Source organism: Motiliproteus sp. MSK22-1 (assembly GCF_001968815.1).
Lineage (GTDB): Bacteria > Pseudomonadota > Gammaproteobacteria > Pseudomonadales > Balneatricaceae > Motiliproteus.
This window is the reverse complement of the sequence record NZ_MIEQ01000021.1, coordinates 81,296-96,917: the sequence shown is the minus strand read 5'-3', so window position 1 is coordinate 96,917 and position 15,622 is coordinate 81,296. Positions and strand designations below refer to the sequence as shown.

Sequence of the window (15,622 nt, the reverse complement as noted above, 5' to 3'; positions counted from 1 at the left end):
GCAGCTATTTGTTATTAAAACCATTCACAAATCAAGACAAGCCAGTGCTGGACCAGAGAAACACCCTATGAACAAACTTATCCTGATTATGATCGACGGCATCAGTGCCCAGCTATTTGAGCAACGTCGCTCCTGGATGCCACATTTGGATGCGCTGTCCAGACAAGGCATGCAAGTTCAAGCATTGACGCCAGAGGTCTGCGGTACTTCATTCCCTGGACGCACCTCAATGATTGTCGGTCGTCCCGCTGCTGATCACGGCGTCTACGGCAACAAGATTTGGGATGGTAAGGAGTTTCGCTGGTCAACAGCCTACGATGTTCGTACCCCCACCATCGCCGGTTTTGCCAAGGCCGCCGGACGAGATGTAGCAGGGATTGGTTACGGCATGGTCCGCCCTGAGGATTGTAATGTTTATCACAACCCCTGGTGGGTGGACGATGTGATGAACCGTGCGCGAGGAGAATCCCCGCATCCAACAGACATACAGTGGACAATGGAAGGACGCGAACTTGATCCCGATCGTCGAATTGAAGCTTTAAAATCGGCTGGAGTTTCAACTCAGGTCGTTAACCCTTTCGGTGAGCATGCTACTGATGGCTCTCCTTCAGAGAACTCTACCCCGGATAGTACGACCAGGCTTTCATTAGGCATGCTCGCGGACCAGCAACTGATGGATATTGCTGCAGGTTTAGCTAACTCTGAACAATCCCCTGATTTAATCCTGCTGGAAATAGGTATTACCGATTATTACCTTCATGCCTATGGAGCCGAGCACTCCATGGCTGAATGGTCTTTGCGCACCGCCGATGCCCAGGTAGGAACGCTACTGGAACGATTGCGTCAAGGAGGGCAACTGGATAGCTACAACCTGGCCATCATGAGCGATCATGGGCATAGCCCCATGCCGGACGCAATCTATTGTGACCGGTTACTACCGGAGGGGACTCGCTGGTCCAGCGAAGGAGGTATGCTCTTGGTAGCCCCAAGATCGGTAAACGAAGAACAACAGGTTACCGCAACACTGGCAGAGGTGGGTATAGAGCCCTGGTGTAATGACTTTCTTCCAGAAGACCGACGACGAGAGCTGCTGGTATTTGCCCCCCCGGCAGGTAAGCTACTGAGCTTTGAAAGAGACGCCAACAGCAGCGGAAAAACCACTGGCCAGTCCAAATACCAGTCCAACCATGGAATGCGGCCCGGCACCGAAGCAGATTATCGTTTCTGTATCTTTGCCGGCCCAAGAGTACCGAAGGGAAGTGTCAGTTTAGGCCTGGCGGGACAAGTGGCGCCGACCCTGGCCGCACTGATGAACGTTGAAACCGACTGGACTATTCAACCGTTGTTCGAGCCTCTAAATCCGGTTTAACAGCTTTTAGTCTTGATAATGTTACCCATGTTCTTGTCGATGGACGACAGCGCTGATGGTTTATCAGGTTAAGAACCCACAGTATTCTTATCAGCATCAACAAGCAGCATTGTAAATCACAGGCATTTGGCGTTTCCATTTTTCCCAAGTGTTATCGTTAATGATCAACTGCGAGATGAAGTGGGCTACATTGATTCGGCTCGTTTTACCGGCATCAAAAATGGCACTGCGAATGGGGGATGCATAGACATCATAATCAGTGACTGATTCTTCGTTGATCAGGCTATCAGGCCTAACGGCAACCCATTCAATGCGCTTTTGATGAGTTCCGAAACTCGATTGCAAGTATGCAGCAGCTGTCTCATTATCCGCATGCGGTGGTAACAAGTGCCTGATCAATCCAACAACAATGGATTGTGCTGAAGACACTTTTTCACCCGCCAGCGTATTCTGATTGCCGGTGGTATTCATCAAAATAAACTTTACCGGAACCTCAGCTGTTGTTTTCTCAATGGCACAGCATAAGCGTTGAACCGCATCGGTTACTAAACGTCGAGGCTGACCAAACATTCCTTTAAAGGTTAAATTGTGACCCAGGCATGAAGCCACTGCACGACATCCTTGAACTTGCTCAAAGAGTTCAGCATCGGTCATTTCCAATAGGCTGGCCTCAGTCATTATTAACTGATCATTTTTCTTTATGAGATCCGACAAATCATCGACTGAGCGGACGATAATTTTTACCTTTTCTCCTTGAGCAAGTAATTGCTTGACCAATAAGCGACCGGTTGCCCCAGTTGCTCCAACAACGAGAGTAGTCATAGGCTGTTCTTCAAATATCAATTCATTGGCAATCACTATACTTATACAATATTAAAATAAATATCAGTAACATCGCATAACAGGTATGCATATTTGTATGAACTGGGCTTCTGTAAACTTCGATTGGAACCACACTCGCGCATTTTTAGTTACCGCAGAAGAAGGAACTCTATCAGCGGCAGCAAAGGCATTGGGCATGACACAACCGACACTCAGTCGCCAGGTTGCGGCGCTGGAAGCCGAGGTGGGTATCAGGTTATTTGAGCGAGTTGGGCAGCGTCTAGTCTTGACTGGCAGTGGAATGGAATTATTAGAACACGCACGTTCAATGGGTAACGCCGCTCTGCAATTTTCATTAGCTGCGACCGGACAATCTCAACAGATTGAAGGCTCTGTGATTGTTTCTGCCGGAGAGCTAGATGCAGCATTTCGGTTACCAAAAATTATCGCGAAATTACGGCGAGAAGAACCGGGTATTGATATTGAAGTGATTGTGACTAACGAACCCAGCGATCTCAAACGACGAGAAGCAGATATAGCAATTCGGAGTTTTCGCCCAACACAGAATGATTTGATCGCCAAAAAACTAGGGGAAGAAGTTATCTGGCTTTATGGAACGCAAGAGTACCTGGCGCAACTACCAGTATTCTCAGATTTTTCTGAACTTACGGAGATTCAGATCATTGGTTTTGATCGAAGTACCTCAGTATCAGATGTACTCAGCCAACAAGGTTGGCAGCTATCGAAACAGAACTTTCAACTGATGACTTCATTTCAGCTATTACAATTGGGACTGTGCAAGGAAGGCCTGGGTGTGATTTTCTTTCCTGAACAGATGGGCGATCAAGAACCAAGCCTTGTTCGTGCATTTGAACACATGGGTCCGGTTATGCAACTGCCTGTTTGGTTGGTATGCCATCAAGAACTACGAACCAACCTGAGGGTTCGCAGAGTCTTTGATTTTATTGCTGATGAATTGAGTCTGGTTTTATAGAACCCGGCAAAAAAAAAGCAGAACCTTTCGGTTCTGCTTTTTTTGATTTCTCAGCTTATCAAGACCAGAGATCTGACCTGTATTTAATTCTCAGCAGGCCAGGTAACGGTCAAATCATTAGATAGCTTCGATGTTCTCTGCCTGAGGGCCTTTCTGCCCCTGAGTAACAGCGAACTGAACTCTTTGGCCTTCAGTTAAGGTTTTAAAACCCGAACCAGAAATAGCACTAAAATGAGCAAAAACGTCTGGACCAGACTCCTGCTCGATAAAACCAAAACCTTTAGCTTCGTTGAACCACTTAACGGTACCAGTAGTAGACATATATTGTATCCTGTTTATTCAAGAGTAATTACGGTCTTTGATAAGACCCATTTTGATTGGAAGTAAAGATATTACTTATGAAAAACAGGACGAACTGCTAGAGATAGGAGATCGAAAAGGAGTGCATAAATATTTAGATGTACTTTCAAGCTAAGCTAAGCTTATACGAAACCAGCTTAGAGTCAACACTATTTTCTTCTAATTGGATTTCCAGGGAATAAACCAGACAAGTAGAATAAAGACAGCCCCCGCCGATGACACCCCGGTATCTTTAATACCTTGATTGTAGCAACAGATATGCGACTTCAGGACGCAGAGCCGCTGCCACCATCTCAATAACAGACCCCCTCTCTTTCAACTTCTCTGAAGCGGTCATAATCGTCTACAGTTTGGATCAATCCCGTCTTCTACACAAAACATCACTTCTGAGTCGTGCATGAAGCTCAAGATGCCCGTAGAACCTTAGTAACAAAAGGTGAGGTCATGGCACGAACCATGGCGCTGTAATTGAGTTGAAACCTGACTTCTGCGCCGACCGGCAAGAAATGGTCGCCGCAATCCATAATAAGATGATCACTGCTGGCACCGATAATATCGATACCCAGATGACTCTCAAGACCGTCGGGATCTACATCCTGTCGACCGATCGCCAGAATCGCCTGGGCGATGTTACCCCGGTCAACCATCGGTACTTTTTCACCGAACGCGTTTTGGCCGATCTCTCCCCAGGGCTGCGATGGTTTGACCTTCGATTCGATCACTTCGGCGACCAGGGTGATCGCATCGGTATAGAGACCTTCAATCGGCTGACGATGCAGGGGTTCACACCCCAGCAGAATCGATTCACCCAACCTAAGGTTATTGATGCGACCGGTGTCTGCACCGCTGAACCCCCAGTTTAGATTGGCTGAATTGCCACCCGACACGATCTCCAGGCTTATGCCGAAAGTAGTTTCCATGGAGCGCGTCAACGCGGACAACTGATCCATATTGCGGCTGTCTGGCGACACGCCGCAATGGCATGCCAGATTGGCGCCAATCCCCTTTAGCTCGATGCTCGGCATATCCAGCACTGAAGCGATGCTTTGCTCCAGGTCGGCCGGCATAATCCCTTCACGGAGATCACCCAGCTCCACCATCAGCACGACGCCGTGCCGTTTCCCGGCGGCTTTTGCCGCATAGGAGAGTTGACGGATAACGTCGAGTTCACTGTTGAGGCTCAAGTCGGCATAGCGTACGACCCGATGAGCATCGCTGATCATCGGTGAGCGAATCAGCATCATCGGTGCATTGATGCCTGCGCGACTCATCGCTTCGATGTTCTCCATTCGTGAGTCGCCAATCATACTCACCCCTGCGCGCATGACGGCGCGGGCGATCTCGGGAGAGCCGAGACTTGATTTCATCACCGCGGTAACCGAAATACCGCAGGCAGCCAACCGGGAGACCAATATCTTGGCATTGTGATGAATCTTGTCGAGGTCAACTTCCAGGCGTGGTGCGTTCATAGTGCACACGCGGTCAGCTTTTCCCCCAGTTCAGGGAATGCCTCGAGTACCATATCTACGAGGCGCGCCGGCGACCGGGTCAGCGCATCAGTGGCTGGAATACCTAGCTCTTGCTCATAGGCATCGACGGCAATACTGACGTCAGCATCGGTCATATTTTCATGATTGAGGGTCAAGCCGATGACCTGGGTGTCGGCAAAGGTCTGGATCAGATTAATCTCGTCAGCCGGCAGCGGCATGGCCATTCGGTCAAAGTCGCAGCGAAAGGCACGGCCCGGTGCATGTTGTAAGATGACACCGTCAGGACAGCTGCCCCGAAGGATAAACGAAGTCGTTGAAAATGCAGGATGACTGAGAGCACCCTGGCCCTCGATGATAATCAGGTCAGGCTGTTCCGCTTCAAATGCCTCGAATATGATCGCTTCCAGCTCCCCTGCGCAAAACTGCGAAGGCACCGCATCGAGAGCAATACCGTAGCGTGCTCCCTGGATCAAACCGGTCTGGCCCGTGCCGACCATGACCACGTTCATACCGCGATCTCGCAGAGCCCGAGTGAGAACGGTTGCCGTGGTGCGCTTACCGATGGCGCAATCTGTACCTAACACAGCAATACGCGGGCAGCTCACCTCTTTGATGCGGCCGCTGAACATCCTCAGGTCTTTCTTCGCTCGGGGTTTTCGGACATCAAGGATCGTCACATGATTAGCACGGCTCGCTGCGATAAATTCAGGGTCGTCGTTCAGAAACTCATGAAGGCCGTTGACAATATTCATACCCAGGTCAATGGCATCGAGCACCAGACCCCGCTCGGCCACCGAGAGCATGCCGCTGGAAGGTGCCATGCCGAAGATAAAGAAATCGGGAATCTCAACAGTGCGAGATAAGGCATCGGCCAGATCCCGACAGACAGGGATAGCATTTGGCTCTCCGTCAAGCACCATACCAGCATCCAGCCCCGCTTTCTCGCTGTCAATGACCGATAGTATTTGGTATTTTTCTGAGTGTCGGACTAGACCGTTAGCAGTCTTGCCGTCGATGGCACCGAAGTTTGCTTCGCAATATACAATGGCAGTTGTGAGGTGTTTGGGGTTATTAGGTGATGGCGATAGCACAGGAATATTAAAGACCCCCTTGGCGAAGGGCAGCTGCGGAGTTGGGGTAGGCGGCCCTTGCGGGGAATAATAGCGGGCCTGCGAAGGAAGCTGCGGAATATCAGACATGAAGAACCTCGGGTAAACATGGGCTCAGAGGGGCAGCAGGATCGCGCCGACCTGCTTAAGCCGGATGTCAACAAGAGGTCCCCACTAAGCGGTGGGGTGAACGTCCATACTAACATAGTTAAGAGTCAGGTTATGGTTAAATCCAGCCGAATGCAGAAGGGGATCAGAAGGGCCCGCCCATTATAGAGCCCTTCGCTCAATGTTTATGGAGGTTAAGAGACATCAGTAATGGCAAAGTGCTGGTTCAACACCTCCATCAACCATTCATGAAATGCATTTACCTGCGATGGACTGGATCAAACTTAACTACCCAAGATTGCGGATCACTTGGGCTAAGAGGATCTGAGCTATAGGAAGAAACTGAAAACTCCAGCTTTCTTGGATACTGAGTGTCCTCAGTCTGCTTGTACCCCTTTGACCTCAGCCCGTTTATAAGCATCTCTTTTTCAGCGGTTGAGAGGTCTGATTCTGTACGGATACCTGCGGTCATCGGATTTGCTCCTGTATCTGTTGTATTTGTTTACAGTCCATCAATAGAAGCAGTGTAACTGAAGGAAAATCAGATAATCCACGACCACAGCGTGACCATCGGTGGGACCAGAATCCAGCTATACAAACAACAAGGGCTAGGGGAAAAGAGTATTCAGGGCAAGGTAGCATTACCAAGCCATTTTAAAGGGTTCTTATCTCTGTACGAATCCAGTTTTCAAACATACTCATCGCTGGAGAAATCGTCTTGGCCTTTGGAAAGGTCAACCAATAGCACCCAGTTCTAATCTCGTCTTGATAAGGCTGGACAAGTCGCCCTAGACTTACCCGTCTTGGTAACATTCTCGCAGGCAGCAGAGCGACGCCCGCACCGGCTTCAGCCATATCAGCCATTGCAATAGAAGAATCAAAGAGTGGTCCGCGTAAGTCGGGACAACTCTCGCCCACCATTTCAAACCAAGCAGGCCACTCGCTATTGCGATAGGAACGCAGCAATACCTCTTTGTGCAAAGCTGCAGGATGCTGCAGGCGCTTCGCTATTTCGGGAGCACACATTGGAGTGAGCGGCGTTTCAATCAGTGGCACGGCTTCTAGACCCGCCCAAGCACCATCGCCAAAACGAATAGCCATATCGAGCCCTTCTTTGGATAAGTCCACTTTATTATTATTGGTGGATACTCTCACGTCGATACCAGGGTGCAACCGTAAAAACCTCGGCAGATTTTCAATAAGCCAACCAACTGCAAATGTCGTTACGACTCCAACATTAATCGTTTCCATGTACCGTCCACCCATAAAACGATCCAATACACTTCCGATTGAGTCAAAAGACTTAGTTAATACTGGTAGGAGCGCCTGGCCTTCATCTGTCAATATCAGTCCCTTGGGTGTGCGATTGAATAATGTGACACCCAGCGCCTCTTCAAGACTGATGACTTGATGACTGACGGCTGCTTGGCTGACGCAAAGCTCCACCGCTGCTTGCGTAAAACTACCTTGCCGGGCGGACACTTCAAAAGCACGAAGGCCAGTAAAAGGGAGGCGTGGACGATCCATAGATATAAATTAATTTTATAAGCTATTCAAAATATTGTCGTTTGATGTACGAATATCGATTTATTAGGATTGCTTTGTCAAATTTTTTTTGAATGACAGTGATTTTAGAAGCACGGTTTACACGAATTAAAAGCACATATCCTCCGAACTTTCATCATGAAGGAAGCTGAAACCCTATGTTACCTGTTTGCGCACTTTTACTAAAAACTTTCCGAGTTGGAATATTCGCTCTTGCTGCAATAACCTTCACTCATAGCGTTCAGGCTCAAGAAGAATTTCAGAAGAAGATTGCAGCAATCGAAAGTAAGCTCGACGGTCGAATTGGAGTGGCAATACTCAATCTCCACAGTGGTGATAAATGGACATACAAAGCCGATAGTCGTTTCCCCGTATCCAGTACGTTCAAGGTTCAGCTCTGCGGAGCTATTCTGGCAAAGGTAGATGCAGGCAAAGAGAGCCTGAATCGACCGATTACGTTTAAAAAATCAGAGATCGTCAGCTGGTCACCTATTACTGAAAAACGTGTTCAAACAGGCATGTCAGTTGGCGAGCTGTGCGAAGCAACTATAACTATGAGTGACAACACAGCGGCAAATTTACTTTTAGACATGATCGGAGGCCCCCAAGGATTAACTATGTTTCTGCGAAAAATTGGAGATGACATAACTCGTCTGGATCGTTGGGAAACCAAATTAAACGAGGGAGTACCCGGTGATCTTCGCGATACAACGACACCAACAGCAGCATTGGGAACTCTCGAAAAGCTGCTTTTTGGCAAAGTTCTTTCAATGTCTTCGCGCAAACAGCTCACAGATTGGATGATCAATGACAAGGTCGCAGACGATTTGCTCCGAACATCCTTGCCTGAAGGTTGGAAAATTGGCGATAAATCCGGCGCGGGGGGATACGGCTCACGCTCGATCATCGCGTTCATCATGCCTCCAAACAAAGGGCCTACCCTGGTTACCATTTACCTGACAGAGAACGAGGTGGATTTTTCAACACGAAACCGTATGATCGCCGAGATCGGCAGGTTAATTGTAGAAAAGATTCAAGGCCTATAGCCTATTACGTGGATAGTATTTCTGTAGCAATACACCAAGCACAATCAATTGCTGCTTGTACACCAGATAATTACTAGCATGGCTGGCTTGGGGAAAACTCAACAGGTTCGATCTGTAATTGCCAAAATGACTGCTTGTCACCAATCGATACAGTCCCGATCCGGGTGTTCTTTCAACTCCTCCATCAGCCATTCACAAAATGCATTAACTTTTGGTGTGATTGGGCGGTTGGGCAGCACCAGGTACTGTCCTCCTTCCGCTTCCATGGTATGTGGATGGGCCTGAACGACTGATTGTTCGGTCAAAGCTCCACGTAAATTAGAAGAAAGCCCCAGCAATAATCCAATACCAGCAATCGCCATATCCAAAGCCATGGAGGTGTTATCGCTTTCAAAAACCGGTGTCGCCTGAAACTCGGGGAGTCCCAGGTCTGAAAACCAGCTGTGCCAACCTTCCTTGTACCCCAGCGTGCTGATCAGTGGTAAGGACTTAAAGTGTTCAATATCAGACAGCTCTTCATGAGATGCAATAAACGCAGGGCTCGCCACAACCATCCAGTGCTCTTTAATAATACGTTGAACTTTAAGCCCGGCATATTCTCCATAGCCATGACAGATCTCCAGATCCGCCTCATTAACGCCCTGGTCTGATGGCCATACCGCCGTCAGTAATCGCAACCGATAATCCGGATATTGCTTAAAAAAACGTGGCAACCGAGTGATCAGCCAGCGTTGTGCAAAGGTGGTTCCGCACTTCACTTTAACAACCGGGCGGTAGTCCGTTACAAACAGCTCATTTGTGCTGGCAAGTACATTGCCAAATGCTTCTGTCAGAACCGGCAGATAAGCCCGTGCACTGTCGGTTAGCTCCAGCCGGCGCGCTCTGCGAACAAACAACGGAGTCTCAAGGTATTCTTCTAATAGCTTTATCTGCTGACTGACCGCCCCCTGAGTAACATGCAGTTCTTCTGCCGCTCGGGTTAGATTCTGCAGACGCGCAGCAGATTCAAAAGCCCGCAGAGCATTAAGGGGAGGTAAGGTCTTTTTCAGACGATGCATAGTGATGCTCTCCGTAAACACTGATCAACGCAGCAAGACAAGGATGAAATACAGGCTCTAAAAATCATTAGCATTTCTATAGCGTTCGATATAACTAAACTCATCACAGATAAAGTAGCATTACATGATTTTGTCAAAAACAGACAATTAAAGCGTAATACTATGACAGTTTTGTGATTGTTCAGGTAGACTCAAACAAAACAATCATTAGAATATCTAAACAATAGTGATGGAAATTCTACATTTTTTCTTTGGTTGTTTTTTGACATGATTGACTTGTAACATCTTAAAAAATCGAGAGAGCTAGCGATAGATCTCTAACCCCCTGACAAAAATAACTACTAGGGAAGTTACCATGCTGCTTTACCGAGACGCTGTATCCAAGCGCTCATCCCTCACTGTTTTCGGATCCCAGATGTGCGGATTCCGAGCTGTCAGGAACATCTTTGATTCGATCTCACTCCGGTCGCACATCTCCTTAAATCATCCGATACTATAAAGATGATCCTAGGCGAGTCACCCAATTTGAACATGGAACAACGAGGTTAAGTATGTCGGACAAACTGAAACAGCTGAGTAAAGAAGTAGCCAAAGGGCGTATGAGTCGCCGAGACTTTCTCGGTATGGCAGGTACCCTGGGAGTTGCCTTGCCTTTTGCCAGCTCACTGCTAAGTCAAAGTGTCATGGCGGCAGGCCCTAAAAAAGGCGGCAACCTGGTATTGGGGCTGGTAGGCGGCAGCGCTACCGACAGCCTTGATCCTGCGCTTAATGCCTCCCAAGTTCCTTTCCATTTCGGCTATTGCTGGGCTGAGACACTGGTAGAAACCTCACCAATAGACGGATCTGTTACGCCTCATCTGGCAGAGTCTTTCGAAGCAGAACCTGGAGCCAAGGTATGGCACTTCCACCTGCGTAAGGGTGTCACTTTCCATAATGGTAAAGAGCTGGTTGCCGATGATGTGGTTAAAACCCTGCAGCGTCATTCCGGAGAAGAAACCAAGTCCGGTGCTCTGGGGATTATGCGAGGCATTGAGAAAGTAGAAGCCGCCGGACAATACGAAGTGGTTGTGACGCTTAAATCAGGCAACGCAGATTTACCTTATCTGATGTCCGACTATCATCTGGTGATTCAACCGGGTGGCGGCTTTGATAAACCGGATGCTGGTATCGGCACAGGCCCTTATCAGGTAGAAGTGGCTGAACATGGCATTCGCTATATGGGCAAGAAATACGCCGGTTACTGGAATGATTCCGTCGGCCACGCAGATACTGTTGAAATACTGGTACTGAATGACCAAACAGCACGTATGTCGGCACTGCAATCAGGGCGTGTTCACATGATCAACCGGGTCGATCCTAAAACAGCAAAATTGCTGGCCCGTATGCCTAAAATAAATATCGAGAATACCTCCGGTCGAGGTCACTACCCCTTCCTGATGCATTGCGATAAGGCTCCATTTGACAATCTTGACCTGCGACTGGCGATGAAAAATGCTATTGACCGTGAAGCACTTGTCAAACGAGTCCTCCATGGCTATGGCTCGGTCGGTAATGACTTCCCTATCAATAAAGCCTATGACCTGTTCCCTACTGATATCAAACAACGGGTCTATGATCCCGATAGAGCAGCCCATCACTACAAAAAGTCAGGGCACTCAGGTCCGGTCGTACTGCGAGTATCAGATGCTGCATTCTCCGGCGCCGTTGATGCTGCCGTTCTCTATCAACAACAGGCTGCCAAGGCTGGCATTAAGATCGAAGTTAAACGGGAGCCCTCTGACGGCTACTGGTCTAATGTCTGGAACGTTCAGCCGTTCTCCGCATCCTATTGGAGTGGTCGCCCCACTCAGGACGGGATGTACACTGTTGGATATAAGTCTGACGCTGACTGGAACGATACCAAGTGGTTCCGCCCCAAGTTCGATAAGCTGCTGATCCAGGCCCGTGTCGAGCTGGATCAAGGCCTGCGAGCAGATCTCTATCGTGAGATGGGCCAAATGGTCCATGACGATGGTGGCGCAATCATTCCAATGTTCAACGACTACATTGACGGTGTTTCCGAGCAGGTTCAGGGGTATATCAAAGACCCAGCTGCTGAGCTGTCCAATGGACATTCGCTGATTCGCTGCTGGCTGGCATAAGAATGACCGTTTCTCTCTCCAACCCGCTGGTCATGATGGTCGCCAAGCGCACTGCGCTTGGTTTCCTTCTGCTGATCGCTATTTCCGTTGTTATCTTTGCTGGCACTGAGATGCTGCCCGGTGACGTGGCCCAGAGTATTCTGGGTCAGTCTGCCACCCCGGAAGCATTAGCGAACCTGCGAGCAGAGATGGGCCTGAATGAACCGGCTCATACACGCTACTTCAATTGGTTTGGCGGGATGTTGCAGGGCGACCTGGGAACTTCTCTCAGCAGCGGCAGTGATATCAGCGAGATGATTGCCAGCCGACTAAGCAATACGCTGTTTCTGGCCGGTTGGTCTGCGCTGGTTGCAGTCCCCCTGGCTATATTCCTGGGCATGATCGCCGTCCATTATCGAGACGGATTTATCGATAAATTTATATCGATGACAACGTTGGCAGCCATATCCCTACCGGAGTTCTTTATTGGCTATCTGCTGATCATGTTCTTTGCTGTGACCTGGAACCTGTTCCCTTCAACCTCCATTATTTATGAGGGTATGCCGTTTCTGGATCAGATGACTGCAATCGCTCTACCCTGTGCAACCCTGACACTGGTAGTACTGGCTCATATGATGCGAATGACCCGTGCAGCTATTCTCAATGTGATGTCCAGCCCCTATGTAGAAACCGCTGAACTGAAAGGATTAAGTCCATTTAAGATCATCTTTCATCATGCCTTCCCTAACGCAATATCCCCCATTATCACGGTCGTAGTACTGAATATGGCGTATCTGGTGGTCGGGGTTGTGGTGGTGGAAATCATCTTTGTCTATCCCGGTATGGGCCAACTGCTGGTTGATCATGTCACCAAACGCGATGTACCTGTGGTACAGGCTGCTGGACTCATTTTTGCGGCCATCTATATTTTTCTAAACATGTTTGCAGACATTATGGCCATTATCGCCAACCCACGACTGCGACACCCTAAGTGAGGTATGCCATGCTTGTAAGAGTGGCAAATGGTGCGTGGGCCGGCCTGTTCGGGCTGATGTCTAACGCTCTGGAGAAAAGAAGCATCATGTTGGTTCATTTATCTTGGGGAGCCAGACTGGGCCTGCTGGGATTGATTGTCTTTGCCGGTTCTGCAATCTTCGCCCCCTGGGTCGCTCCCTATGGTCCTGACGAGGTGGTCGGAGATGTCTGGGAACCTATTTCAGCTCAGTTCTGGCTGGGGACCGATCAGATTGGTCGTGATCTGTTAACACGGCTTATTTACGGTGCCAGAAATACTTTCTTTGTTGCTGGAGCGGCGACCCTGCTGTCCTTCTTTATGGGCAGTTTTTTAGGCTTTCTGGCTGCTGTTCGGGGGGGGATTATCGATCAGTCCCTTAGTCGGCTTAACGATCTGATGATGGCTATTCCAACTTTGATCTTTGCTTTGGTAGTGCTGTCCGTACTACCGGTTAATATGCTCACTCTGATACTGGTTATGGGGGTTCTGGACTCTACTCGAGTGTTTCGTTTATCCCGGGCTGTAGCGGTCGATATCGCGGTCCTGGATTTTGTCGAGGCGGCTCGACTGCGCGGTGAAAAAACCCTTTGGATTATTTTCCGGGAAATTTTGCCTAACGCCCTGACCCCGCTTTTTGCTGAATTCGGATTACGCTTTGCCTTTGCCGTACTGTTCCTCAGTACACTGAGCTTCCTGGGCCTGGGTATTCAGCCTCCCGAAGCCGACTGGGGAAGCATGGTGAAAGAGAATAAGGATGGTATTGTTTTTGGTATTCCCGCTGCGTTGATTCCTGCCGGAGCGATTGCAATCCTGACGATCAGCATCAACCTGGTTGTCGATTCGATCCTGAGCCGAACCACCAGCCTGAAGGGAGGTCGGGGCTAATGTCTCATTCAACTCAAGTAACCCGGGATCTCAACCGTACTGAGAATACGAAAGCTGCCCCCCCCTTACTGGATGTTAGAAACCTTCGTATCGGAGCCAATATCTCCTTCCCCGGTGAAAAAAATCACCATATTGTGATCGTTGATAAAATATCATTTCAACTGCAGAAGGGTCACGTTCTGGGATTGATTGGTGAATCCGGTGCCGGTAAATCAACCATTGGACTCTCAGCCATGGCCTATGGCCGGGGAGGTTGTGAGATAACCGGAGGAGAAGTATTCCTTAACGGTGAAGATATCCTGAGTTTCAACCATAAGAGCATTCGTCAGATCCGTGGAGTCAAGGTCGCCTATGTAGCGCAATCGGCTGCAGCCGCCTTTAATCCGGCTCACCGCCTGGGTGATCAGGTGATCGAATCAGCGCTGGAGCACGGTCTTATGTCTCGGACTGAAGCCACAGCCTTTGCCGATCAGCTTTTTGATAAGCTGGGTTTGCCTGAGCCGGACAAATTCGGACAACGCTATCCTCACCAGGTTTCCGGAGGTCAATTGCAGCGAGCAATGACAGCGATGGCCCTGTGCTCCAAACCAGACCTGATTGTCTTTGATGAACCCACTACGGCACTGGATGTGACCACCCAGATCGATGTACTGGCGGCGATCAAGCACGCCATCCGTGAAACTCATACGGCGGCACTCTACATTACCCATGATCTGGCGGTGGTGGCTCAGATTTCTGACGAAATAATGGTGCTGAAAAATGGAAAAACTGTCGAATACGGAACAACAGAACAGATTATCAACAGCCCTCAGGAGCAATATACACAAAGCCTGGTCACTGTGCGCTCTACTCAAAAACCGGTGACTGAATCACCGGATAAAACCCCGCTGCTAAGGGTAGAAAACATCAGTGCCTCCTACGATGGTGTTAATCAGATTCTAAGCGACATATCACTGCAACTTCATGCCGGACAGACACTGTCCATCGTTGGTGAATCCGGATCAGGAAAGTCCACCATGGCCAGAGTTGTGACAGGACTGCTGCCCCAGCAGCAAGGCAAGGTGTTATTTAACGGAACTCCATTACCTGCCGAACTGAAACGTCGTGACAAAGAACAACTGCGGCGTTTACAGATGATCTACCAGATGGCAGATGTGGCAATGAATCCGCGCCAGACTATCGACCAGATAATCGGTCGGCCACTGGAATTCTATTTCGGCTTACGAGGGGCAGAAAAGCGTCGAAAAGTCATCGAACTGCTGGAGCTGATCGAACTGGGTGAAAAATACATTGATCGCTATCCCGCTGAGCTTTCCGGTGGCCAGAAACAACGTATCTGTATTGCTCGCGCACTCGCCGCCAAACCCGATCTGATTATCTGTGATGAGGTAACCTCAGCTCTGGATCCGTTGGTGGCAGAAGAAATTCTGAAGCTGTTACTGCGATTGCAGGAACAATACCAGGTGGCCTATCTTTTTATCACTCACGATATTGCCACGGTGCGCGCCATATCAGACACCATAGCAGTCATGTACCAAGGAGAATTAGTACGCTTTGGTGAGCGTAGCCAAGTACTTTCTCCACCCTATGACGATTACACGGACCTACTGCTCTCCTCCGTGCCGGAAATGGAACTTGATTGGCTGGATAAGGTACTGAGCAGTCGCAGGATGCAATCAGCAGGTCATTAAAACAGCAGCT

General features: G+C 49.0%; 13 protein-coding genes. 7 read left to right on the top strand and 6 right to left on the bottom strand.

The window, feature by feature from the left end; genetic code table 11:
- Window positions 1–67: 67 nt before the first annotated feature.
- Window positions 68–1,369, top strand: coding sequence for an alkaline phosphatase family protein (locus BGP75_RS03070; protein ID WP_076714984.1), 1,302 nt, complete (start codon window positions 68–70; stop codon window positions 1,367–1,369).
- A 96-nt stretch (window positions 1,370–1,465) separates the two neighbouring features.
- On the opposite strand, the gene BGP75_RS03065 is transcribed toward BGP75_RS03070, so the two are convergent.
- Entirely contained in the window at window positions 1,466–2,191 is a 726-nt protein-coding gene (locus tag BGP75_RS03065; RefSeq protein WP_076715041.1) for an NAD(P)-dependent oxidoreductase, read from the bottom strand.
- Window positions 2,192–2,288: 97 nt separating this feature from the next.
- Between BGP75_RS03065 and BGP75_RS03060 the strand changes: the two genes are divergently transcribed.
- On the top strand, window positions 2,289–3,185 hold the full coding sequence (locus tag BGP75_RS03060; protein ID WP_083704595.1) for a LysR family transcriptional regulator: 897 nt from the start codon (window positions 2,289–2,291) through the stop codon (window positions 3,183–3,185).
- Between the two features lie 117 nt (window positions 3,186–3,302).
- Here the strand turns inward: BGP75_RS03060 and BGP75_RS03055 are convergent, their stop codons facing one another.
- The 4 genes from BGP75_RS03055 to BGP75_RS03035 all read right to left on the bottom strand — a co-directional run bounded on the left by BGP75_RS03055 (window position 3,303) and on the right by BGP75_RS03035 (window position 7,779).
- Entirely contained in the window at window positions 3,303–3,506 is a 204-nt protein-coding gene (locus BGP75_RS03055; protein WP_076714980.1) for a cold-shock protein, read from the bottom strand.
- Between the two features lie 443 nt (window positions 3,507–3,949).
- Complete coding sequence (locus tag BGP75_RS03050) at window positions 3,950–5,014, bottom strand: alanine/ornithine racemase family PLP-dependent enzyme (RefSeq protein ID WP_076714978.1); 1,065 nt, start codon at window positions 5,012–5,014, stop codon at window positions 3,950–3,952.
- The gene (locus BGP75_RS03045; protein ID WP_076714976.1) at window positions 5,011–6,234 is read right to left on the bottom strand and encodes a DUF1611 domain-containing protein; all 1,224 of its coding nucleotides are present in this window, start codon (window positions 6,232–6,234) and stop codon (window positions 5,011–5,013) included. The genes BGP75_RS03050 and BGP75_RS03045 overlap by 4 nt, the downstream gene beginning before the upstream one ends.
- Before the next feature lie 672 nt (window positions 6,235–6,906).
- Window positions 6,907–7,779 (bottom strand): LysR family transcriptional regulator, encoded by an 873-nt coding sequence (locus BGP75_RS03035; RefSeq protein WP_076714972.1) that lies wholly within the window; start codon window positions 7,777–7,779, stop codon window positions 6,907–6,909.
- 176 nt (window positions 7,780–7,955) lie between these two features.
- Here BGP75_RS03035 and bla point away from each other — a divergent pair, with 176 nt between their 5' ends.
- Window positions 7,956–8,843: a class A beta-lactamase gene (bla, locus tag BGP75_RS03030; RefSeq protein WP_076714970.1), complete on the top strand. Its 888-nt coding sequence runs from the start codon at window positions 7,956–7,958 to the stop codon at window positions 8,841–8,843.
- A 137-nt stretch (window positions 8,844–8,980) separates the two neighbouring features.
- On the opposite strand, the gene BGP75_RS03025 is transcribed toward bla, so the two are convergent.
- On the bottom strand, window positions 8,981–9,901 hold the full coding sequence (locus tag BGP75_RS03025) for a LysR substrate-binding domain-containing protein (RefSeq protein WP_076714968.1): 921 nt from the start codon (window positions 9,899–9,901) through the stop codon (window positions 8,981–8,983).
- 551 nt (window positions 9,902–10,452) lie between these two features.
- Between BGP75_RS03025 and BGP75_RS03020 the strand changes: the two genes are divergently transcribed.
- From BGP75_RS03020 to BGP75_RS03005, 4 genes are read left to right on the top strand one after another with little or no spacing between them, the layout of a single operon-like run.
- Window positions 10,453–12,042: an ABC transporter substrate-binding protein gene (locus tag BGP75_RS03020; protein WP_076714966.1), complete on the top strand. Its 1,590-nt coding sequence runs from the start codon at window positions 10,453–10,455 to the stop codon at window positions 12,040–12,042.
- Window positions 12,043–12,044: 2 nt separating this feature from the next.
- Window positions 12,045–13,016, top strand: coding sequence for an ABC transporter permease (locus BGP75_RS03015; RefSeq protein WP_076714964.1), 972 nt, complete (start codon window positions 12,045–12,047; stop codon window positions 13,014–13,016).
- Between the two features lie 8 nt (window positions 13,017–13,024).
- Window positions 13,025–13,921 carry an ABC transporter permease gene (locus tag BGP75_RS03010; RefSeq protein ID WP_233152827.1) on the top strand — a complete coding sequence of 299 codons (897 nt, stop codon included), beginning with the start codon at window positions 13,025–13,027 and terminating at the stop codon, window positions 13,919–13,921.
- A complete protein-coding gene (locus BGP75_RS03005; protein WP_076714962.1) occupies window positions 13,921–15,612 on the top strand; it encodes an ABC transporter ATP-binding protein in 1,692 nt (563 codons plus the stop codon). The genes BGP75_RS03010 and BGP75_RS03005 overlap by 1 nt, the downstream gene beginning before the upstream one ends.
- Window positions 15,613–15,622 lie beyond the last annotated feature (10 nt).